Genomic DNA, 17,927 nt, shown 5'->3' with positions numbered 1-17,927 from the left:
GCTCTGCGCGTCGCGACGGCCGGGATGACGCCCTTTGGAGGGGCACTCGATGAGTGAGCCTGTCACGTTCCACCCCGCCGTTTCCGGCGACCGCTATGATGTGGACCTGGTGCGGCAGGACTTTCCGATCCTGTCGAAGCAGGTCTACGGCAAGAAGCTGGTTTATCTCGACAATGGCGCCTCCGCGCAGAAGCCGGTCCAGGTGCTGGACCGCATGCGCTACGCCTATGAGAACGAATACGCCAACGTCCATCGCGGCCTGCACTTCCTCGCCAATGCGATGACGGAAGCCTATGAGCAGGCCCGCGAGCGCGTGCGCGCCTTCCTCAACGCGCCGTCGCTGGAGGAGGTGATCTTCACCCGCTCCGTCACCGGCGCGCTGAACCTCGTGGCCTCCTCGCTCGGCCAGTCGATCGTCGAGGGCGACGAGATCGTGCTCTCCATCATGGAGCACCACTCCAACATCGTGCCGTGGAACTACCTGCGCGAGCGCAAGGGCGCGGTGATCAAATGGGCGCCGGTGACGGAAGACGGGGCCTTCGACCTCGACGCCTTCAAGGCGCTGCTCACCGAGCGTACCAGGATCGTCGCCATCACCCACATGTCGAACGTGCTGGGCACGGTGACGCCGATCAAGGAGATCGCCCGCCTCGCCCATGAGGTCGGCGCGGTGGTGGTGGTCGACGGCGCGCAGGCCGCCGTGCACATGCCGGTCGACGTGCAGGATCTGGATGTCGACTTCTACGGCATCACCGGCCACAAGCTCTACGGACCGACCGGCATCGGCGTGCTCTACGGCAAGCGCGCGCTGCTGGACAAGCTGCCGCCTTTCGAGGGCGGCGGCGAGATGATCCGCACCGTCACCGAGGAGGGCGTCACCTATGGCGAGCCGCCCCACCGTTTCGAGGCCGGCACGCCGCCGATCGTTCAGGCGATCGGGCTCGGCGAGGCGCTGGTCTACATGGAAAGCCTCGGCCGTGAACGGATCGCCGCGCATGAAGCCTCGCTCGCCGCCTATGCCCGCGAGCGGCTGACCCGGATCAACTCGCTGCGCATCTATGGCGATGCGCCGGGCAAGGGCGCGATCTTCGCCTTCGACATCGAGGGCGCCCATCCCCACGACATCGCCACCATCATCGACCGCGCCGGCGTCGCCGTCCGCGCCGGCACCCATTGCGCAATGCCGCTTCTGGGGCGATATGGTGTAACGGCGACGTGCCGGGCGTCGTTCGCGCTCTACAACACGCATGAGGAGGTCGACATTCTCGCCGACGCCCTCATCAAGGCTCAGGATCTGTTCGCATGAGCGAGACCGCTGCATCTGACGGCCCGAATGTGCCGTCCATCGACTCGTCGATTCCGGCCGACGAGCTTGAGCGCCTGACCGACGAGATCGTCGCGGCGCTGAAGTCCGTCTACGACCCGGAAATCCCGGTCGACATCTATGAACTCGGCCTGATCTACAAGGTCGACATCACCGACGATCGCCAGGTAGCCGTCGAGATGACGCTGACCACGCCGAACTGCCCCTCCGCCGCCGAGCTTCCCGGCATGGTGGAAGGCGCGGTGGCAAGCGTCGGTGGCGTCGCCGGCGTCAACGTCAACCTCACCTTCGATCCGCCCTGGGATCAGGGCCGGATGTCGGAAGAGGCGCGGCTGACGCTGAACCTCTGGTAGGTCGCGCATGTCCGCGCCGCCGATCTCCGGCGTGGTGGAGACCGGGCTCTATGTCGACGATCTCCCCCGTGCCCGGGCCTTCTATGAGGACGTGCTCGGCCTGAAGCCGATGATCGCCGATGACCGAATTGCGGCCTATAATGCCGGTCCCGGCAGCGTGCTGCTGCTGTTCCTGCGCGGGGCGACGCTGGAACCGGTGACTATGGCGGAAGGCACCATCCCGCCCCATGACGGCCACGGCCCGTTGCACTACGCGCTGGCGATTCCCGCCGAGGCGCTTGAGGCATGGGTGGCGCATCTCGGCGCCACCGGGGTCGAGATCGAGGGTCGGGTCGACTGGAGGGGCGGGGGCGTCAGCCTCTATTTCCGCGACCCGGACGGGCATCTGGTGGAACTCGCGACGCCGGGGCTGTGGCCGAACTATTGATGACGGCCAGGCTGCGCATTGACGAGGGAGCGGGGCAGTCCCGACGCCTGTGCCCTTGCCTGCGCCACGCGGATACCCCATCTTGAGCGTACCGATCCGCCGGCCTTGAACCGGCGTCGATTAGGAGATGAACGACATGGCCCTTCCCCGCTCCCGTCCACCCGTCATGCGGCTCACCGACGCCGCCGCCGAGCGCGTGCGCTCCATCATCGCCCGCTCTGAAAAGCCGGTGGTGGGCCTGCGCGTTGGCGTGAAGAATGGCGGCTGCGCCGGCATGGAATACACGATGGAATTCGCCGAGGCCGCCGGCCGCTTCGATGAGGTGGTCGAGGACAAGGGCGTGAAGGTGCTGATCGACCCCAAGGCGATCATGTACCTGCTCGGCACCGAGATGGACTTCAAGGCTGACAAGATGTCCGCGCAGTTCGTGTTCAACAACCCGAACCAGACCTCGGCCTGCGGCTGCGGCGAATCCGTGGCCATCACCCCGGTGCGCACCGAGGGCTTCGAGCCGCGCGCCTGAGGCTCCTCCGATGGACGCGGCAGCGATCGAGGATGCCTTTGCCGCCTTCGGTCCCGTCCGCGTGCGCGCCATGTTCGGCGGCAGCGGCATCTATGCCGACGGGCTGATGATTGCGATCTGCGTCGACGGCCAGATTTATCTGAAAGCCGATCCCGCTTTGGCGCAGAGCCTGCGCGAAGCAGGCGGACATGCCTTCACCTATGAAAAGCAGGGCAAGCCGGTGACCATGGGTTTCTGGTCGCTGCCCGAGAGTGCGCTGGATGACGGCGACGAACTTGCCAGTCTCGCCGCGCGCGCTCTTTCGGTCGCGCGGGCGGCTGCCGTCGCGCGTACCGTCCCGCGCCGGCGCGGACGTCCGGGCAATCCCCGCGGCGAGTGAACCCCTGCCGGTCTCAGCCGTTACCCGTCAGATAAGCGATGACGGAGCACGGCATGAATTTCGAGGAACTCGGCAATCTCTTTGTTCTGTATGGGCTGAACGTGGTCTACGCGCTCGGCCTGCTGCTCATCGGGTGGTGGATCGCCAGCGTGCTTGAGCGCATGGTGTTGCGGGCTCTGGCCGCGACCCATCGGGTCGATCCCACCGTGGCCGGCTTCCTCGCCAATCTGTGCCGCTATGGCGTACTGGTGTTCGTCGGCGTCGCCGTGCTTCAGCGGTTCGGCATCCAGACCACCAGCATCATCGCCGTGCTGGGCGCGACCTCGCTGGCCATCGGCCTTGCGCTTCAGGGCACGCTGGCCAATCTCGCCGCGGGCGTCATGCTGCTGCTGTTCCGTCCGTTCCGCGTCGGCGATGCGGTGGAGGTCGGCGGCCAGGCCGGCACGGTGAAGGGACTCACCTTGTTCACCACCGAGATCGCCTCGGGCGACAATGTCCAGGTGCTCATGCCCAATGGCCGTGTGTGGGGCGCACCCATCATCAACAAGTCGGCCTATGATCTGCGCCGGTTCGATCTGGTGGTCGAAGTAAAGCCGGATGTCGATGTGGAGGGCTTGCTGGCGCAGGCCAGGAGCTTTCTCGAAAACGATCCGCGCGTGAAGACGCAGCCGGGACCGTCCGCGGCCATTACGCGTATGGCATTCGACCGCGTGGAGGTCTCGTTGTCGGGCTGGGCGTCAGCCAGCGATGCCGGCGCGATCAAGACCGCGCTCACCACGCATGTGCGCTCGCTTCTGCGCGCCGCGCCGCCGGCCGAGAATGGCGAGGCCGCGTTTCCCGCGCAACTGAGGCGCAAAGCGGCCCGCGCGCAGCCGAAAGCGCCGTGAGCCGCGATTTCCGGCCGCTGTAAACGCTGGAAAAAGGCCCGCGCGACATCGCGGGCCGGAGGCTTGTGCCTCAGCCCGCCTTGATGCGCACCGGGCGCAGCAGGAAGGCCGGCAGGTGTGAGGTATCAGCCGGCTCGTCGTGACGTGACGACGGACGATCCTCGTTACGGCGCGGCGTGATCGGCGTTACCGGCGAACGGCTCGGGGCCGGACTCGCCTTGGCACCACTCTTCGGCGCCTGCCTGGTCGATCCATCCTTGGACGCCGTGTGCGGGGCACGCTCGGCGCGGGGCTCGCGCACGGCCGCGCTGGCGACGTCCTCGACGGGAGCGGCTTCCTTGGCGGGGCGGCGGCTGCGGCGGGCCGGCTTGGCGGCGGGCTCGATGTCCTGAACCAGTTCCGGGGCGGCCGCCTCGATCTCGGCGGGAGCCGCCGGACGCTCGGTGCCGTCGCGACGACGCGCGGGACGGGCGCCCTTGCGCTCGCGCTCGCCGGAGCTGTGCTCGGAAGAGCCACGCTCGGAGGAGCGGGCCTCACCCCCGCGCGAACTGCCGGGACGGGCGCGGCTGGAGCGAGCCTCGCGCGGCGGTGCCTCGCCGAGTTCCACGCCGTCCTTCCACTCGACCGATTTGCCAATCAGCTTCTCGATGGCCGCCAGCGACTTGACGTCGGCATGGGTGACGAGGGTGAACGCGGCGCCGGAGCGGCCGGCCCGGCCGGTGCGGCCGATGCGGTGGACGTAATCCTCGGCATGGTGGGGCGCGTCATAGTTGAAGACGTGGCTGACCGCCGGAATATCGAGACCGCGCGCGGCGACGTCGGAGGCAACCAGCAGCGTGGCGTCGCCATTGCGGAAGGCGTCCAGCGCCTGCATGCGCGAGCGCTGATCCATGTCGCCGTGCAAACACACCGCCTTGTAGCCATGGCGCAGCAGCGATTTATGGACGACCGCAACCTCGCTCTTGCGGTTGCAGAAGATGATGCCGTTCTGCAGGTTTTCCGCGCTGTCGATGAGTTCGCGCAGCTTCTCGCGCTTCTCGTAATCCTCGCGGCCGGTGGCCACCAGAAGCTGGGTGATGTTCTCGCCGGTGGAGGAGGGGCGGGACGCCTCGACCTGAACCGGATTCGACAGGAACTGCGCGACGAGGCGCTGGATTTCCGGCGGCATGGTCGCGGAGAAGAACAGCGTCTGGCGGGTGAACGGCACCAGCTTGCAGACCCGCTCGATGTCCGGGATGAAGCCCATGTCCAGCATGCGGTCGGCTTCGTCGATGACGAGGATCTCGATGCCGGAGAGCAGCAGGCGCCCGCGCTCGACATGATCGAGCAGGCGGCCGGGGGTGGCGATCAGCACATCGACACCGCGCACCAGCTTGGCGTCCTGGTCGCCGAAGGAGACGCCGCCGATCAGCAGCGCGACGTTCAGCTTGTGGTTCTTGCCATAGCGGGTGAAGTTTTCCTCCACCTGCGCGGCCAGCTCGCGCGTCGGCTCAAGGATGAGCGTGCGCGGCATGCGGGCGCGGGCGCGGCCCTGTTCGAGCAGGGTCAGCATGGGCAGCGTGAAGGCGGCGGTCTTGCCGGTGCCGGTCTGGGCGAGGCCCAGAACGTCGCGGCGCGCGAGCACATGCGGGATCGCCTGCGCCTGGATCGGCGTCGGCTCGGTATAGCCGGTGGCCTCGACAGCCGCGAGCACCTTGTCGCTCAGGCCCAATTCGTTAAAAGGCATCTAGGATCAATTCTGCGGCAGCGCACCGCTCACCGGATCCCTCGAGCCGTAACCGGGGACGGGCTGCATCGTCTTCGCGCGGGGCGCATCGTTCGGATAGGTTAAGACGACGCGTTGCAACATAGGGACAAAGCCCCGAAAGTCAACGGATTTCGCGGCTGTCAAGAGTTTGCGTGCCGGTTTGGTGCGCGGGCTGCGACAATGAGGACGGCGGAAGGACATCCCGTAGCATGAGCCGGGCTTTCGTGAAGGAAGATGGCGGGCCCGAGGCGCCGCCCGAACGGCCGGTGAGCGCGGGTCGCAACCTCGTGACGCGGCGCGGCCTCGCGCTGATCGACGCTGAAATCGCGCGGCTGCGCGAGGCGCGGTCCGGTGCCCAGGCCGGCGGCGACCTCGATGCCGCCGCGTTCGCCGCGCGCGACCTGCGCTACTGGATGCAGCGTCGCGCCAGCGCCGAACTCGTCGAGCCGGTTCCGGGCGAGGAGCGCATTGCCCTCGGCATGGCGGCGACGCTGGAGGATGACGAGGGCCGGCAGCGGCGCTTCCGCATCGTCGGTGAGGACGAGGCCGATCCGAAGCTCGGGCGCATCGGCTGGAATGCCCCGGTCTCTCGCGCGCTGCTTGGCAAATGGGTCGGCGACGAGGTGGAGTTGCCCGCCGGCACCATGAAGATCGTCGCGGTGGACCCGCAGCCCGAAGCACCGCCAGCCGTGTAAGGGTTAGGCTCAGGCGGGTGTCAAAGGCGGCTCGGTTTGCTACATCCCGGGCCAACGCACAGTGCGAGAGGCATGTCATGACGCTGCAAGTTTACCTGTCCGGCGAGATCCACACCGACTGGCGCGAGCAGATCATCGATGGCGCGAAGGATCTCGACGTCGCCTTCCACGGTCCCGTCACCGATCACGCGGCGAGTGATGATTGCGGCGTCGCTATACTCGGTGCGGAGCCGAACAAGTTCTGGCACGATCGCAAGGGCGCACAGATCAATGCCATTCGAACACGCCGTGGGATCGAGCAGGCGGACGTCGTGGTCGTTCGGTTCGGCGAGAAGTACAAGCAATGGAACGCCGCCTTCGATGCCGGCATGGCAGCCGGCCTGGGCAAGTCGCTGATCATACTTCATGGGCCCGAACACCAGCATGCGCTGAAAGAGGTCGATGCTGCAGCTCTCGCGGTCGCCGAGCGACCAGAGCAGGTCGTGCAGATCCTGCGCTATGTGCTGACAGGTGTGCTGCCATGACCTTCGCCGAACTTCAGGCAGCTCTCGCAAAACTCAACCTCTCGCCCGCGGCGTTGGCGAAGCTGCTTGGGGTCGATGTTCGCACGGCTCGTCGATGGGCGACGGGCGGCAAGCCGATTCCCGACACGGTGGCGGCTCGCATTTCCGACATGCTGGTCAACGGGATCACGCCCGACGTCAGAGAGAAGCGGCAAAGCGGGGAGGCTGCGACGTCCTTCTTGTGGGTCCGAAAGGCGGGCAACACCGAGTGGACCGTAGCCGAGCATGATCGAGTGTCCGACATCTATTATCTCCCCGGTCGGATCGAGCGCTACACGCCAGACGATCTCGTACTGGGGCCCACCATTGAGATACCTGGGGAGTAGTCGGCGGGTCGTTGGCGGACTGTGCAGGGATTAACGGCTGCGCGGGCAGTCGCCATATCCAAACGCTGGGGATTGAACGCTGATGTTTCATCACTAGCCGCTTGTTGCCGTGCCCCACTGCGGGCACCAACCCCCTCGCAATGATGGCAAGGGCAAATCCATGATCGTTCCGGCCGAGACGTTTCTGGTCTTCATTCCCGCCGCGCTGGCGCTCAACCTGACGCCGGGTAATGACATGCTGTTCTGTCTCGGGCAGGGCATGAAATCTGGCCCGCGCGCGGGGGTGGCGGCGAGCTTCGGCATCGCGGCCGGGGGCATGGTGCACACGCTGGCCGCCGCGCTGGGGCTGGCGGCGTTGCTCGCCACCCATCCCGGCGCCTTCGAGGCGATTCGCTGGGCCGGCGTCGCCTATCTCGTGTGGCTTGCCGTGCAGGCGTTTCGCTCGCCGGCGCCGAAGCTGTCGGCGGAGGGCGCGCGGCGCAGCACGCCGTGGCGCGCCTTCCGGGAGGCGGTGGTGGTCAATGTTCTCAACCCCAAGGTCGCGGTGTTCATCCTCGCCTTCCTGCCGCAGTTCGTCGATCCCGCGCGCGGCTCGACCTTCCTGCAGTTCTTGCTGCTCGGGCTGGTGTTCAACATCGGCGGAACGGTGGTGAACGTCGCTGTCGGCCTGTTCGCCGGCCGCATCGGCGGCTGGCTGATGAGCCGGGCGCGGATCGCCCGGGCGTTCCAGGTCGCGACCGGCGGGATTTTCCTGATGCTGGCGGCGCGGATCGCCTTCGAGCGGCGGTAACGGTGAGCCGGCCGCTCAGATGTCCAGCAGTTCGTCGCTCGCAAAGGCGGCGCGTTCGGAGATGAAGGCGAAGCGGCTCTCCGGCTTGTTGCCCATCAGCCGCTCCACCGTGTCGGCCGTGGCCGAGCGCTCGGCGTCCGCGACGGTGACGCGCAGCAGCGTGCGCGTCTTCGGGTTCATCGTGGTTTCCTTGAGCTGCGCCGGCATCATCTCGCCGAGGCCCTTGAAGCGGCCGATATCCACCTTGCCGCGACCGGAGAATTCCTTTGCCAGAATCTGGTCGCGATGCGCCTCGTCGCGAGCGTACAGCGTCTTGGCCCCCTGCGTGATGCGGTAGAGCGGGGGCACGGCGAGGAACAGGTGGCCGTTCTCGATGAGCTTCGGCATCTGTCGGTAGAAGAAGGTGACCAGCAGCGAGGCGATATGCGCGCCGTCGACATCGGCGTCGGTCATGATGATCACGCGCTCATAGCGCAGATCCTCGTCACGGTAATGGGCGCCGGACCCGCAGCCCAGCGCCTGCAAAAGGTCGGCGAGCTGCTGGTTCTGCGCGAGCTTGTCGCGGGTGGCGTTGGCAACGTTGAGAATCTTGCCACGCAGCGGCAGCACGGCCTGACTCTGGCGCTCACGCGCCTGCTTGGCGGAGCCGCCGGCCGAATCGCCCTCCACGATGAAAAGTTCGGAGCCGGCTGCGGAATTGTTGGAGCAGTCCGCCAGCTTGCCCGGCAGGCGCAGCTTGCGCACCGCGCTCTTGCGCGAGACTTCCTTCTCCTGCCGGCGGCGCAGGCGCTCGTCCGCGCGCTCGATCACCCAGTCGAGCAGCCGTCCGGCCTGCACGGGGTTGCCGGCCAGCCAATGGTCGAACGGGTCGCGGATCGCGGCTTCGACGATGCGCGCGGCCTCGGCCGTGGCGAGCTTCTCCTTGGTCTGGCCCTGGAATTCCGGCTCGCGCACGAACACCGAGAGCATGGCCGCGCAGCCGGCCATCACGTCGTCGCCGGTGATGATCGCGGCGCGCTTGGCGTTGCCGGTGCGCTCGGCATGGTCGCGCAGGCCCTTGAGCAGCACCGCGCGGAACCCCGCCTCATGCGTGCCGCCTTCAGCCGTGGGAATGGTGTTGCAGTAGGAAGCGACCGAGCCGTCGGCATCGCCCAGCCACGCCACCGCCCATTCCGCGGAACCATGGCCGCCGGGGCGGGATGTTTTGCCGGCAAATATATCGCCATGCACCAGCGTATGGCCGGCGATATCGGCGGCGAGATAGTCCTTGAGGCCGCCCGGAAAGCGGAAGGTGGCCTTTTCCGGCACATCGGTGCCCGCCACCAGCGACGGATCGCAGTTCCAGCGGATTTCAACGCCGCCGAACAGATAAGCCTTGGAGCGCGCCATCTTGAACACGCGCGCGGGCTTGAAGCGGGCGTCGGCGCCGAAGATCTGCGGGTCGGGATGGAAGAGCACGCGGGTGCCGCGCCGGTTCTGCACCCGGCCGACTTCCGCGATCGGGCCCTGCGGCACGCCGCGCGAATAGGTCTGGCGGTACAGTACCTGCCCGCGCGCAACCTCGACCTCCAAGAGGTCGGAGAGCGCGTTCACCACCGAGACGCCGACACCGTGCAGGCCGCCCGAAGTCTCGTAGACCTTGCTGTCGAACTTGCCGCCGGCATGCAGCGTGGTCAGGATGACCTCCAGCGCCGACTTGCCGGGATATTTCGGGTGGTTCTCGATCGGGATGCCGCGCCCGTTATCGGTGACGGCGAGGAAGCCGTCCGCGGTCAGTTCCACCTCGATGAAGCTGGCATGGCCGGCGACCGCCTCGTCCATGGAATTGTCGATCACCTCGGCGAAGAGGTGATGCAGCGCCTTCTCGTCGGTGCCGCCAATATACATGCCGGGCCGGCGCCGCACCGGCTCCAGCCCTTCCAGCACCTCGATGTCGGCCGCCGTATAGGCGGCTTCCGCCGACCCTCCCGCGACGGGTGCCCGCGCGGGGCTCCGCTCGGCCCTTGCGGGCGCCGGGCGCGGGGCGGGCGGGGGCACGGAGGCGAACAGATCGTCGGAATTCGACATTGCAGAGGAAAGCTCGCGACTGCTTGGCGGTGGACTGATTCGATCAGGCAATAGTATGGCAGGCCACTTCTTCGCGGGGAACAGGTCGTGAACGCATCACCCCGCCGGCGCCCGGCCATCTGGGCTAACCCTTCAGGCGGCGCCGGTTCGCCCGCACCTTGCGGCCATACATGGCAACGATTTCCGGACCGGCATGCTCCAGCCGCCCGGCGGCGGCGGAGGTCGCGATCCGGGCATTGACCTCGGCGAGCGCCAGCGCCTTCTCGGTGATCATGCGCATCGCTTCCACCCCGGAATCAAGATCACCACGGGCAAAGCGCGACAGGCGTTCGGCAACCACGATCTGCGAGTCGATGCCCAGCCGCGCCATGCGCACGCCCAGGGTAAGAAAGGCATTAGGTGTCATCATTCGCGGCTTCCTGTCGGCAGCCGTGAGCCGGCACCAGCGTTCTATATCGGCCTTTATGCGCCATGCAGCAAGGCGCCCTGCCGCATGGCTCCCGCCCGCGCCGCGCTGGCGAGGCCGCCGTGCGCCAAACAGCCCCGGCAAACGAGGAGGTGACATGCGGCGCGCCGTCTTCCGTCCGACACCCATCGGGTGTAGATGCGCGTTTCCCGCTGCCGGACGCGCGCGGGATGTCGAGGAGACGGTGAGATGACGGAAAGCAGGGCGCGGATCGCGATACTCGGGGCTTCGGGCTACACCGGCGCTGAGCTGGTGCGCCTTCTGGTCCGTCATCCGCGCGTGGAAATCGTCGCGCTCACCGCCGACCGCAAGGCCGGCCAGAGCATGGCCGACGTGTTTCCGCAATTCGCGCCGCTGAGCCTGCCCGTGCTCACCACCATCGATGAGGTGGACTGGACGAAGGTTGACCTCGCTTTCTGCGCGCTGCCGCACGGCACCACGCAGCAGGTGATCAAGAAGGTCTTCGAGGCCGCGCCGCACATCAGGATGGTCGATCTTTCGGCCGATTTCCGGCTGCGCGATCCCGGCGCCTATGAGGAATGGTATGGCCATCCGCATCAGGCGCTGGAACTGCAGCAGGAGGCGGTCTACGGCATTGTCGAGCTCTATCGCGCCGATATCCGCAAGGCGCGCCTCGTCGCCAATCCCGGCTGCTACACCACGACCGCCATCCTGCCCGTGGTGCCGCTGATCGAGGCCGGCGCCATCGAGCCGGACCATATCGTGATCGATGCCAAGAGCGGCGTGACCGGCGCCGGGCGCGCGGCCAAGGAGAACCTGCTCTACACCGAGGTCACCGACGGCATGCACGCCTACGGCGTCGGCGGCCACCGGCATATGGCGGAGCTGGATCAGGAATATTCCAGGTCCGCCGGCCGCTCCATCGTGCCGAGCTTCACGCCGCATCTCATTCCGATGAGCCGCGGCATCTACGCGACCATCTATGTAAAGACCGGCCCGGGCATCGGGGCGGAGGGCGTGCATCGCGTGCTGGCGGACTTCTACAAGGCCGAGCCGTTCGTGCATGTGCTCCCGCTCGGCCAGGTGCCGCAGTCGCGCTTCGTGAAGGGCTCGAACATGACCTTCCTCGGCGTGGTGGCGGATCGCCAGCCGGACCGGGTGATCATCATCTCGACGCTCGACAATCTGGTGAAGGGCGCTTCCGGCCAGGCGGTGCAGAACATGAACCTGCTGCTCGGCTTCCCCGAGACGCTGGGGCTGGAACAGGTGGCCATGTTCCCGTAAGGCGCGGCCCTGCCGGAGAGGCGGGGTCAGGCACGGTTGACCCACTGTACCATAATGCCGAAAGTTCCCCCTCAAACACAATGAAAAGGGGGAGAATACGCCATGCCTGCTTCCGAAATGCTGTCCCGTCGCAACCTGTTTCGGACCCTCGCCTGTGGCTGCCTTGCCGCCGGCGTCGGCATCCCAACGGCTTTCGCGGCGGAGCCCGAGGCCAAGACGACACTCGGCGGGGACGAGGCGCTCGCCCGCCTGAAATCCGGCAACGAGGCCTTCGTGAAGGGCGGCGCGTGCGTGCCGGTCGGCGGGGCGGAGCGCATTTCCGCGCTCGCGGCCGGGCAGGCGCCGTTCGCGGTGGTGGTGGCGTGCTCGGATTCGCGCACGCCGCCCGAGCATCTGTTTGACGCCAGCCTCGGCCAGCTCTTCGTCGTCCGCGTCGCGGGCAACACAGTCGACCAGTCCGCGCTCGGCTCGATCGAATACGGAGTCGCGGTATTGGGCGCGCCACTGGTGCTCGTGCTGGGTCACAGCAGCTGCGGCGCCGTCCAGGCCGGCGTGAAGATGGTGACGGAAAAGGCCGAGTTCCCCGGCGCCATCTCCGCGATGGTGGAGCCGATCCTGCCGGCGGTGCTGAAGGCGCAGACCATGTCCGGCGACCTCGTCACCAACGCAATCCGCTCCAATGTCGAGTTCGTGCTCCGTTCCGTCGCCACTGGCAGCACGCTGGTGTCCGATGCCAGGAAGGCCGGCAAGGTTCGCCTCGCTGGGGGCGTCTACGATCTCAAGACCGGCGTGGTCGACTTCCTCGCCTGACCGCGGTCAGCGCCGGCACCCCTCAGGTGGTGCCGGCTACCGCGCCCGCACCGCGTAGCTCGCCTTCAGCTTGCCGCCGTCCCATTTCCAGGTGCCCCAGCATGCCGCCTCCGGCGCGGCGTCGGGACATTGGAAACGGTCGACCCAGAGTTCGAGCGCCGTGGTTTTGGCGCTCTGGGCCAGTACCGGGTCGCTGCCGCGCAGCCCCTCCGGCCGGTAGCCGGCCGTGGACAGGCTGACGGCGACATCGCAGCCGTCATTGGCGCAATAGGCGGTGGCCGCGCCTTCGCAGGAAAGGTTCTGCGTGTTCAGCACATAATCGGGCTGGCCGTCGCGGTCGAGATCCGCGCTCATCATGAACGGCCACTGGCTGCCCTTGGGCGTGCCGCCGAGGCTGCGGCACTGCTGGAGATAGGCGCTCGCCTGATCGATCACCGGCTGCGGCGCCGGGGCGCCGTCGGAGTTGGCCTGCCGGGTCAGCGCGTCGAGCGCGCCGCCGAGATTCTTGCGCAGGGCGGTGATGCGCGTCTGATAGGCGCGGGTCAGGCAGGCAATGTCGCCGGCGCAGCGCCCGCGCTCGCTCAGGAAGGCGTGGGCTTCGTCTCGGCGGTCGGCGCTTCCGCCCATCAGCAGCGGGATGCGCTCATAGGCGAACCACAGCCCGCCCATCTCGCTATCGAGGGCGGAGAGGGTGGGGTCGGCGCAGACCGCCTTCTCGTCGGACAGTCGCGCCCGGGCGCAGTCGAAGCTGGCGGCACTGGCCGGCGCCGCGGCCAGGCTCAGCAGCACCGCCGGTACGGCGAGCCAGGCGCATATGGCGCCGCCGCTCACGCGTTCACCTTCACATAGCTGCCCGGCGCGTCCTCCAGCGCCGGGAACGCCCCGTCGCCGGGAATGCGGGCGGGCACGCGTGCGCCGTCCTGCGCCTCGATCCAGCCCATCCAGTCCGGCCACCAGGAGCCGGGGTGTATCTGCGCCTTGTCGAGCCAGTCCTCCAGCTTTCCGCTTGGCGTCTCGCCGGTCCAGTACTGGTACTTGCCGCGCGACGGTGGATTGACCACGCCGGCGATGTGGCCCGAGCCCGCCAGCACGAAACGGCTCTGCGCCCCGAAGAGCTGCATGCCGAGGAACACCGATTGCGCGGGCGCGATGTGATCCTCGCGCGTGGCGATGGAATAGATCGGCAGCGCGACCTTCGAGAGGTCGAGCTGGCGCCCTTCCAGCCTCAGTGCGCCCTTGGCGAACAGGTTGTCGAGGTAGCAATTGCGTAAATAGAACGAGTGGTTCGCCGCCGGCAGCCGCGTGGAGTCCGAGTTCCAGTACAGGATATCGAACGGGAACGGCGCCTGCCCCTTGAGGTAATTATTCACCACATAAGGCCAGATGAGATCATTGGCGCGCAGCATGTTGAAGGCGCGGGCCATCTTGCCGCCCTCCATCACGCCGGATTCCAGCATGCGGCGTTCCAGGCTGGAGATCTGGTCCTCGTCGATGAACACCTTCAGGTCGCCGGCATAGGTGAAGTCGACCTGGGTGGTGAGGAAGCTCGCCGAGCGGATGCCGGCCTCGGCGATGCCGCCCGGCTTGCCGGCGGCGAGCCAGGCCAGCGTCATCGAAAGCATGGTGCCGCCGACGCAATAGCCGACCGTGTGCACCTCGTCGACATCGGCCGCCTTGCGGGCGACCTCGATCGCCTGGAGCACGCCGTCATGCATGTAGTCGCCGAAGCCCTTGGTGGCGAGAGAGGCGTCGGGGTTCACCCAGGAGACGATGAACACCGTCAGCCCCTGCGCCACCGCCCAGCGGACGAAGGATTTCTCGGCGTTGAGGTCGAGCACGTAATATTTGTTGATCCAGGGCGGCACGATCACCACCGGCGTGCGCAGCACCTGCTCGGTGGTGGGCGAGTACTGGATGAGCTGCATCAGCTCGTTCTGGAAGATCACCTTGCCCGGCGTGGTGGCGAGGTTCTCGCCGACCTTGAACTTGGAATGGTCGGACTGGCGGATCTTCAGCTCACCGCCGCCGGCTTCGATATCCTCGGCCAGCATCTTCATGCCGCGCACCAGATTGTCGCCATTGGAGGCAAGCGTGGTGCGCAGCAGCTCGGGATTGGTGAGCACGAAATTGGAGGGTGAGACCGCGCCTGCGATCTGGCGGACATAGAATTCCGCCTTGTGCTTGGTGTGCGGGTCGATCTCGGCCTCGTCGACCATCTTTTCCGCCCAGTTGGCGGTCAGCAGATAGGTCTGCTTCAGCGTGTCGAAGAACGGATTGTTGCTCCATTCCGGATCGGTAAAGCGGGCATCGCGGGCCGGTGGGGCGACGACGGGAGCCGTTTCCTCCCCTCCGAGCCGCTTGAGGGTCGAGGACCACAGCGAGAGATAGCCGCCGATCAGGCGCGACTGCGCTTCCACCGCGCGCTGCGGGTCGATCATCCAGTATTCCGCGACATTGCCGAGCGTCTTCATGACGTCGGCGATGTCCTCGGCCACATCGTCCTTGATGGTGCCGTCCTCGCGCGGGCGCAGATAGGCCGCCATGGCCTTGCCGCCCTCCTCGATCATCCGGGCGAGATTGCCGGCGAAGGCCTCGAAATCGATCGAAATCGGCGAGGGAGTTTCCTGAGGCTCGGGAGCGGATTTCGCGGCGGGCGCGGCTACCGCCGGGGAGGGGGCTTGCCTGGGTGCCGGCGCCACAAGCATTTCGGGGGAGGGCGCCTTCGGCATGGCGGAGGCCGGAGGCGCGGCAGCGGGCTTGACGGGAGCAGGCTTGGCGGCCGCCGTGCTGACACCGGCAGAGCCGGCGGCGGATCTACGGGCGGCGGGCTTGGTGGAGGCCGTCTTCGATTTCGCGGTCTTCGGTTTCGCCGTCTCGGGCGTTGCCGGCGCGGGAGCGGCGGGCATCTCGGAGCCTGCCTTCGCCTTCACCTTCGCCGCGCGCGGACCGGCCGGCCGCTCCGGTTCATGGGGCAGCGCGGCCTTGGCCTTGGCCAGAGCTTGCTTGGCGGCGGCGATGCGGGCCGCGGACACCTTGCTGGCGGCAGGCCGGGCCGCGTCGACCGGGGCGAGCTTGCGCCCTCGGGTGCGCGATGGCGGAGCGGAGGCCGGTTCGGCGGCCATCTTCGCAGGAGCGACGGCGGTCTTGGCGACGACGGTCTTGGCTGCGACGGCCTTGGCCGCAGCAACTGTCGGGGGAGCATCCGCCTTGGCGGCCGGACGCGCCGGCTTCACCGACGATCTTGCCGGCTTCACCGAAGGCTTGGCCGATTTCGCCGATGACGTGGCCGATGTGGCCGATGATTCGGGGGAGGGCGCGACGCTCGCCGTGTTCCTGCCGGTTTCCTGCGGTGCGTTGGCGGGGAGGCCGGCAACGCGCGGGTCGGGGCTCTTGCTGACTTTGGCGGCGCGCCGGACGGTCTGCCGTGTCGGGTCTCGGTCACTCAACGCTTGTCCCCAAGGGTGCGTGCGTTCATAGGTGAAGGCATCATAGACGTGCCGTTCGGGAGTAGCGAGCCTTTCTCCCGTTCCGGCATCCTGCACGAGCCAAGTGTGGAAGGACGGACGTGGCGAGACATGGCGACCTGGAACCGGCGCGCGACGCTTGGACGCGCCCTTTGATCCGCCTTCAGACGCACCCGCGCGTGCTGCCGGCGGCGGCACTGCTGGCCGCCAGCCTTGTGCTCGGCGGCTGCGCCGGTGTTGCCGATTCGCTGCTGCCGGACGTGACCCGATGGCCGGAGGAGGGCAAGACCACGACCGATCCCAACGCCCCCAAGCCCGCCTATCCCACCTTCGGCGCGCCCGCGCAGATCGGCGATCGCCCGGTGATGGACGCCGCCGCGCGCTCGAAGATGCAGACCGACCTCGAAACCCTCGCCACACAGCGCGAGCAGCAACTGCTCAAGGAGATCGAGCAGGACAGCGAGCCGGATGACGGCAGCGCTGGGCAGTAGCGCCGCATAATACCGCAGGGCCACGCTGCTGCCACTTTAGACTGAGATCCCTCGCTGTGCGGGCGCGCGAACAATGATATGAAGCGCCCGATGCGCCGACCTCGTGAGGAAAAGAGGCGGCTTGGAGCTTGAGACCGATGACCGATTTCCACCGTATCCGCCGGCTGCCGCCTTATGTGTTCGAGCAGGTCAACCGCGTGAAGGCCGCCGCCCGAAACGCCGGCGCCGACATCGTGGACCTCGGCATGGGCAATCCCGATCTGGATGCCCCCGTGCACGTCATCGAGAAGCTCAAGGACACCATCGGCAAGCCCCACACCGATCGCTATTCGGCGTCCAAGGGTATTCCCGGCCTGCGCCGCGCGCAGGCGGCCTATTATGAGCGCCGCTTCGGCGTGAAGCTGAACCCCGACACGCAGGTCGTGGCGACGCTCGGCTCGAAGGAAGGCTTCGCCAACATGGCGCAGGCGATCACCGCGCCCGGCGACGTGATCCTGGTGCCGAACCCGTCCTACCCGATCCACGCTTTCGGCTTCCTGATGGCGGGCGCGGCGATCCGCTCCGTGCCCTGCGAGCCCGGCCCCGAGTTCTTCCACGCGCTGGAGCGCGCGGTGGTGCATTCGATTCCCTCGCCGCTGGCGCTGGTGTTGTGCTACCCATCCAACCCGACCGCGTGCGTCGCCGATCTCGATTTCTACCGCGATGTTGTGGCCTTCGCGAAGAAGCACGACCTGATCGTGCTGTCCGACCTCGCCTATTCCGAAGTGTATTTCGACGACAACCCGCCGCCCTCCGTGCTGCAGGTGCCGGGCGCGATGGATGTCACCGTCGAGTTCACCTCGATGTCGAAGACCTTCTCCATGGCCGGCTGGCGCATGGGCTTCGCGGTCGGAAATGAGCGCCTGATCGCCGCACTGGCGCGGGTGAAGTCCTATCTCGACTACGGCGCCTATACCCCGATCCAGGTTGCGGCCGCCGCGGCGCTGAACGGCCCGCAGGACTGCATCGCCGAGATGCGCGGGGTCTACAAGAAGCGCCGCGACGTGCTGATCGACAGTTTCGGCAAGGCCGGCTGGGACATTCCCTCGCCGAGCGCCTCGATGTTCGCCTGGGTGCCGATCCCGGAGAAGTTCCGCGCGCTTGGCAGCGTGGAATTCGCCAAGCTGCTGATCGAGAAGGCGGATGTCGCGGTGGCGCCGGGCGTTGGCTTCGGCGAGCATGGCGACGAATATGTGCGTATCGCGCTTGTGGAGAACGAGCAGCGGATCCGGCAGGCGGCGCGCAGTGTCCGGCGCTTCCTTGAAACCGGCGCCGAAACATTGCACAACGTCGTCCCTCTCGCCGCGGTACGCTGACGGCTCGGATCTGCG

At 67.3% G+C, this 17,927-nt stretch carries 19 protein-coding genes; 14 read left to right on the top strand and 5 right to left on the bottom strand.

Features of this window, described 5'->3' with window-relative positions:
- The first annotated feature begins 49 nt into the window (after nucleotides 1-49).
- The 6 genes from MKI84_RS10025 to MKI84_RS10000 all read left to right on the top strand — a co-directional run bounded on the left by MKI84_RS10025 (nucleotide 50) and on the right by MKI84_RS10000 (nucleotide 3,893).
- Nucleotides 50-1,306, top strand: a complete 1,257-nt coding sequence (locus MKI84_RS10025; RefSeq protein WP_241619138.1) for a cysteine desulfurase — start codon at nucleotides 50-52, stop codon at nucleotides 1,304-1,306.
- Nucleotides 1,303-1,677 (top strand): SUF system Fe-S cluster assembly protein, encoded by a 375-nt coding sequence (locus MKI84_RS10020; protein WP_241619136.1) that lies wholly within the window; start codon nucleotides 1,303-1,305, stop codon nucleotides 1,675-1,677. Before MKI84_RS10025 ends, MKI84_RS10020 begins: the two co-directional genes overlap by 4 nt.
- Before the next feature lie 7 nt (nucleotides 1,678-1,684).
- Nucleotides 1,685-2,104 (top strand): VOC family protein, encoded by a 420-nt coding sequence (locus MKI84_RS10015; protein WP_241619134.1) that lies wholly within the window; start codon nucleotides 1,685-1,687, stop codon nucleotides 2,102-2,104.
- A gap of 136 nt (nucleotides 2,105-2,240) precedes the next feature.
- Nucleotides 2,241-2,627, top strand: coding sequence for a HesB/IscA family protein (locus MKI84_RS10010; protein ID WP_241619133.1), 387 nt, complete (start codon nucleotides 2,241-2,243; stop codon nucleotides 2,625-2,627).
- A 10-nt stretch (nucleotides 2,628-2,637) separates the two neighbouring features.
- A complete protein-coding gene (locus MKI84_RS10005; RefSeq protein WP_241619131.1) occupies nucleotides 2,638-3,006 on the top strand; it encodes a TfoX/Sxy family protein in 369 nt (122 codons plus the stop codon).
- A gap of 53 nt (nucleotides 3,007-3,059) precedes the next feature.
- On the top strand, nucleotides 3,060-3,893 hold the full coding sequence (locus MKI84_RS10000) for a mechanosensitive ion channel family protein (RefSeq protein WP_241619129.1): 834 nt from the start codon (nucleotides 3,060-3,062) through the stop codon (nucleotides 3,891-3,893).
- A 70-nt stretch (nucleotides 3,894-3,963) separates the two neighbouring features.
- On the opposite strand, the gene MKI84_RS09995 is transcribed toward MKI84_RS10000, so the two are convergent.
- Entirely contained in the window at nucleotides 3,964-5,619 is a 1,656-nt protein-coding gene (locus MKI84_RS09995; RefSeq protein WP_241619128.1) for a DEAD/DEAH box helicase, read from the bottom strand.
- A gap of 230 nt (nucleotides 5,620-5,849) precedes the next feature.
- Here MKI84_RS09995 and MKI84_RS09990 point away from each other — a divergent pair, with 230 nt between their 5' ends.
- The 4 genes from MKI84_RS09990 to MKI84_RS09975 all read left to right on the top strand — a co-directional run bounded on the left by MKI84_RS09990 (nucleotide 5,850) and on the right by MKI84_RS09975 (nucleotide 8,014).
- The gene (locus tag MKI84_RS09990; RefSeq protein WP_241619126.1) at nucleotides 5,850-6,335 is read left to right on the top strand and encodes a GreA/GreB family elongation factor; all 486 of its coding nucleotides are present in this window, start codon (nucleotides 5,850-5,852) and stop codon (nucleotides 6,333-6,335) included.
- A gap of 77 nt (nucleotides 6,336-6,412) precedes the next feature.
- On the top strand, nucleotides 6,413-6,859 hold the full coding sequence (locus MKI84_RS09985) for a YtoQ family protein (RefSeq protein ID WP_241619124.1): 447 nt from the start codon (nucleotides 6,413-6,415) through the stop codon (nucleotides 6,857-6,859).
- Nucleotides 6,856-7,224, top strand: a complete 369-nt coding sequence (locus MKI84_RS09980; protein WP_241619122.1) for a helix-turn-helix domain-containing protein — start codon at nucleotides 6,856-6,858, stop codon at nucleotides 7,222-7,224. Before MKI84_RS09985 ends, MKI84_RS09980 begins: the two co-directional genes overlap by 4 nt.
- 160 nt (nucleotides 7,225-7,384) lie before the next feature.
- Complete coding sequence (locus tag MKI84_RS09975) at nucleotides 7,385-8,014, top strand: LysE family translocator (protein ID WP_241619120.1); 630 nt, start codon at nucleotides 7,385-7,387, stop codon at nucleotides 8,012-8,014.
- A gap of 15 nt (nucleotides 8,015-8,029) precedes the next feature.
- Here MKI84_RS09975 and parE read toward each other — a convergent pair whose 3' ends face one another.
- Both parE and MKI84_RS09965 read right to left on the bottom strand, forming a co-directional pair.
- Complete coding sequence (gene parE, locus MKI84_RS09970) at nucleotides 8,030-10,081, bottom strand: DNA topoisomerase IV subunit B (protein WP_241619118.1); 2,052 nt, start codon at nucleotides 10,079-10,081, stop codon at nucleotides 8,030-8,032.
- Between the two features lie 124 nt (nucleotides 10,082-10,205).
- Nucleotides 10,206-10,490, bottom strand: coding sequence for a hypothetical protein (locus MKI84_RS09965; RefSeq protein ID WP_241619116.1), 285 nt, complete (start codon nucleotides 10,488-10,490; stop codon nucleotides 10,206-10,208).
- Nucleotides 10,491-10,736: 246 nt separating this feature from the next.
- On the opposite strand from MKI84_RS09965, the gene argC reads away from it, so the two are divergent.
- Together argC and MKI84_RS09955 are read left to right on the top strand one after the other, a co-directional pair.
- Nucleotides 10,737-11,792, top strand: coding sequence for an N-acetyl-gamma-glutamyl-phosphate reductase (gene argC, locus MKI84_RS09960; protein ID WP_241619115.1), 1,056 nt, complete (start codon nucleotides 10,737-10,739; stop codon nucleotides 11,790-11,792).
- Between the two features lie 102 nt (nucleotides 11,793-11,894).
- Nucleotides 11,895-12,602 carry a carbonic anhydrase gene (locus MKI84_RS09955; RefSeq protein ID WP_241619113.1) on the top strand — a complete coding sequence of 236 codons (708 nt, stop codon included), beginning with the start codon at nucleotides 11,895-11,897 and terminating at the stop codon, nucleotides 12,600-12,602.
- Nucleotides 12,603-12,638: 36 nt separating this feature from the next.
- On the opposite strand, the gene MKI84_RS09950 is transcribed toward MKI84_RS09955, so the two are convergent.
- Both MKI84_RS09950 and phaC read right to left on the bottom strand, forming a co-directional pair.
- Nucleotides 12,639-13,433 carry a lysozyme inhibitor LprI family protein gene (locus tag MKI84_RS09950; protein ID WP_241619111.1) on the bottom strand — a complete coding sequence of 265 codons (795 nt, stop codon included), beginning with the start codon at nucleotides 13,431-13,433 and terminating at the stop codon, nucleotides 12,639-12,641.
- Nucleotides 13,430-15,169 carry a class I poly(R)-hydroxyalkanoic acid synthase gene (gene phaC, locus MKI84_RS09945; protein ID WP_241619221.1) on the bottom strand — a complete coding sequence of 580 codons (1,740 nt, stop codon included), beginning with the start codon at nucleotides 15,167-15,169 and terminating at the stop codon, nucleotides 13,430-13,432. Before phaC ends, MKI84_RS09950 begins: the two co-directional genes overlap by 4 nt.
- Before the next feature lie 1,049 nt (nucleotides 15,170-16,218).
- Between phaC and MKI84_RS09940 the strand changes: the two genes are divergently transcribed.
- Nucleotides 16,219-16,557 (top strand): hypothetical protein, encoded by a 339-nt coding sequence (locus tag MKI84_RS09940; RefSeq protein ID WP_241619109.1) that lies wholly within the window; start codon nucleotides 16,219-16,221, stop codon nucleotides 16,555-16,557.
- Nucleotides 16,558-16,694: 137 nt separating this feature from the next.
- On the top strand, nucleotides 16,695-17,912 hold the full coding sequence (locus tag MKI84_RS09935; protein WP_241619107.1) for an LL-diaminopimelate aminotransferase: 1,218 nt from the start codon (nucleotides 16,695-16,697) through the stop codon (nucleotides 17,910-17,912).
- The last annotated feature ends 15 nt before the right edge of the window (nucleotides 17,913-17,927 follow it).

The organism is Ancylobacter gelatini, assembly GCF_022601675.1.
In the GTDB taxonomy this organism is placed as follows: Bacteria; Pseudomonadota; Alphaproteobacteria; order Rhizobiales; family Xanthobacteraceae; genus Ancylobacter; species Ancylobacter gelatini.
The sequence above is the reverse complement of the archived record's forward strand: the minus strand, read 5'-3'. Positions and strand labels throughout refer to the sequence as shown.

Excerpts from the sequence above, each read along its gene's own strand:
- MKI84_RS10025 (WP_241619138.1), top strand. The coding sequence starts at position 50 with ATGAGTGAGCCTGTCACGTTCCACCCCGCCGTTTCCGGCGACCGCTAT.
- MKI84_RS10020 (WP_241619136.1), top strand. The coding sequence starts at position 1,303 with ATGAGCGAGACCGCTGCATCTGACGGCCCGAATGTGCCGTCCATCGAC.
- MKI84_RS10015 (WP_241619134.1), top strand. The coding sequence starts at position 1,685 with ATGTCCGCGCCGCCGATCTCCGGCGTGGTGGAGACCGGGCTCTATGTC.
- MKI84_RS10010 (WP_241619133.1), top strand. The coding sequence starts at position 2,241 with ATGGCCCTTCCCCGCTCCCGTCCACCCGTCATGCGGCTCACCGACGCC.
- MKI84_RS10005 (WP_241619131.1), top strand. The coding sequence starts at position 2,638 with ATGGACGCGGCAGCGATCGAGGATGCCTTTGCCGCCTTCGGTCCCGTC.
- MKI84_RS10000 (WP_241619129.1), top strand. The coding sequence starts at position 3,060 with ATGAATTTCGAGGAACTCGGCAATCTCTTTGTTCTGTATGGGCTGAAC.
- MKI84_RS09995 (WP_241619128.1), bottom strand. The coding sequence starts at position 5,619 with ATGCCTTTTAACGAATTGGGCCTGAGCGACAAGGTGCTCGCGGCTGTC.
- MKI84_RS09990 (WP_241619126.1), top strand. The coding sequence starts at position 5,850 with ATGAGCCGGGCTTTCGTGAAGGAAGATGGCGGGCCCGAGGCGCCGCCC.
- MKI84_RS09985 (WP_241619124.1), top strand. The coding sequence starts at position 6,413 with ATGACGCTGCAAGTTTACCTGTCCGGCGAGATCCACACCGACTGGCGC.
- MKI84_RS09980 (WP_241619122.1), top strand. The coding sequence starts at position 6,856 with ATGACCTTCGCCGAACTTCAGGCAGCTCTCGCAAAACTCAACCTCTCG.
- MKI84_RS09975 (WP_241619120.1), top strand. The coding sequence starts at position 7,385 with ATGATCGTTCCGGCCGAGACGTTTCTGGTCTTCATTCCCGCCGCGCTG.
- parE (WP_241619118.1), bottom strand. The coding sequence starts at position 10,081 with ATGTCGAATTCCGACGATCTGTTCGCCTCCGTGCCCCCGCCCGCCCCG.
- MKI84_RS09965 (WP_241619116.1), bottom strand. The coding sequence starts at position 10,490 with ATGATGACACCTAATGCCTTTCTTACCCTGGGCGTGCGCATGGCGCGG.
- argC (WP_241619115.1), top strand. The coding sequence starts at position 10,737 with ATGACGGAAAGCAGGGCGCGGATCGCGATACTCGGGGCTTCGGGCTAC.
- MKI84_RS09955 (WP_241619113.1), top strand. The coding sequence starts at position 11,895 with ATGCCTGCTTCCGAAATGCTGTCCCGTCGCAACCTGTTTCGGACCCTC.
- phaC (WP_241619221.1), bottom strand. The coding sequence starts at position 15,169 with ATGATCGAGGAGGGCGGCAAGGCCATGGCGGCCTATCTGCGCCCGCGC.
- MKI84_RS09935 (WP_241619107.1), top strand. The coding sequence starts at position 16,695 with ATGACCGATTTCCACCGTATCCGCCGGCTGCCGCCTTATGTGTTCGAG.